The sequence below is a fragment of the Arenibacter latericius DSM 15913 genome (genome assembly GCF_000424985.1).
Classification (GTDB): Bacteria; Bacteroidota; Bacteroidia; order Flavobacteriales; family Flavobacteriaceae; genus Arenibacter; species Arenibacter latericius.
In genome coordinates this window covers 1-1,180 of sequence record NZ_AUKX01000111.1, presented here as the reverse complement: position 1 = coordinate 1,180, position 1,180 = coordinate 1, and the positions used below count along the sequence as shown (strand labels likewise).

At 31.8% G+C, this 1,180-nt stretch carries 1 protein-coding gene; it reads left to right on the top strand.

Going from position 1 to position 1,180, the window contains the following annotated elements; all coding sequences use genetic code 11:
• Positions 1-207: 207 nt before the first annotated feature.
• Positions 208-834: an FEKKY domain-containing protein gene (locus H344_RS0116840; protein WP_026811332.1), complete on the top strand. Its 627-nt coding sequence runs from the start codon at positions 208-210 to the stop codon at positions 832-834.
• The last annotated feature ends 346 nt before the right edge of the window (positions 835-1,180 follow it).

Below are 1,180 nucleotides of genomic sequence, written 5' to 3'. Positions count from 1 at the left end.
AAAAGGAATATGAAGTCTTACATAAGGATGGTCAAATGAGATTGTTTTGAAAAATAAAATAATGCCCCGTGGGCTTGCCCCGGGGATTATTTACTTTATATTTAAATATTATTTAGAATTCTAAATCCACGAAGAAACGGCTTCCCCACTATAGTTAATTGGAAACAAATATGATTTATCCTATTTTTAATAAAAAAACTAATGACAATGATTAAAAGCCTTCTATACTTACTTTTAAGTTTTTCATTCATAGTTTCTCATGCCACGGAAAAAGAAATCCTGGCTACGGTAGTTTTTGAAAACTTAACAGCCCATACTAATATAGAAGGTGAATTCTTTGTTATGGAAACAAACCAAAGAATTAAAGTCAGCGGAACGCAAAGTTTTCAAATTACACTTCCCGAAAAAGGAAAGTACCAATTTGGATTTACCTCAAATGAGTTGGCTGCCTATACCTATTATCCTTCAAAAATCACCAAACAAAAAAATACAATCACCGTCCGCTTAATGGAAAAAGGTGAGCAGAATGAGGGTAGTATTAATGTAATCCCCGCTGTTGTGGAATCCCATACCACCGATGAAGACATAGATCAACTTTTTGAAAAAGGAGATCTCAATTTTATAATCCACGGCATTGATAACTCCATACCGAAAGAATTTGTAAAGTTTGAAGAAAAATATGGAGTTGGACTTGTTAAAGAAAACTGTGTAGTTGACCCTTTATCCTATAAAAGAGCGACGGAGAACAATCAGATTATTTCTGACTATTTGAACAAAAAATATGGAAAAAACTGGCTAAATGAATTACCAGCAAAACCTTTCGGAATAAAGTAGGTTATTCTACTATTCACAAAGCTTACTAATACTCGTATACACCTCTCTATTTACATATATAAGTGCAAGAATAATGCGTAGCTGAATAATCGCAAAACATTATTTTAATTTTTAAAATCATTAATATGATTACATGGACTTATGTCTCTGTTATTAAATTGAAAGATATCCCAGTTTATACCAATTAAAAGAAGTATCACTATAGTTAAAAGTATATCATCAACTTTATAATAGTGCTTCTATCCATTTTTTCCTGACTTCGACATAAATGTTACATTAAAAACATAAGTTGCTATTTATCAGTTGTTAATGCTTTTTGTTGCGTGGGTTTTGGGTGACCCAGCTT

Coding starts and splice junctions, on each gene's coding strand:
- H344_RS0116840 (WP_026811332.1), top strand. CDS start 208: ATGATTAAAAGCCTTCTATACTTACTTTTAAGTTTTTCATTCATAGTT.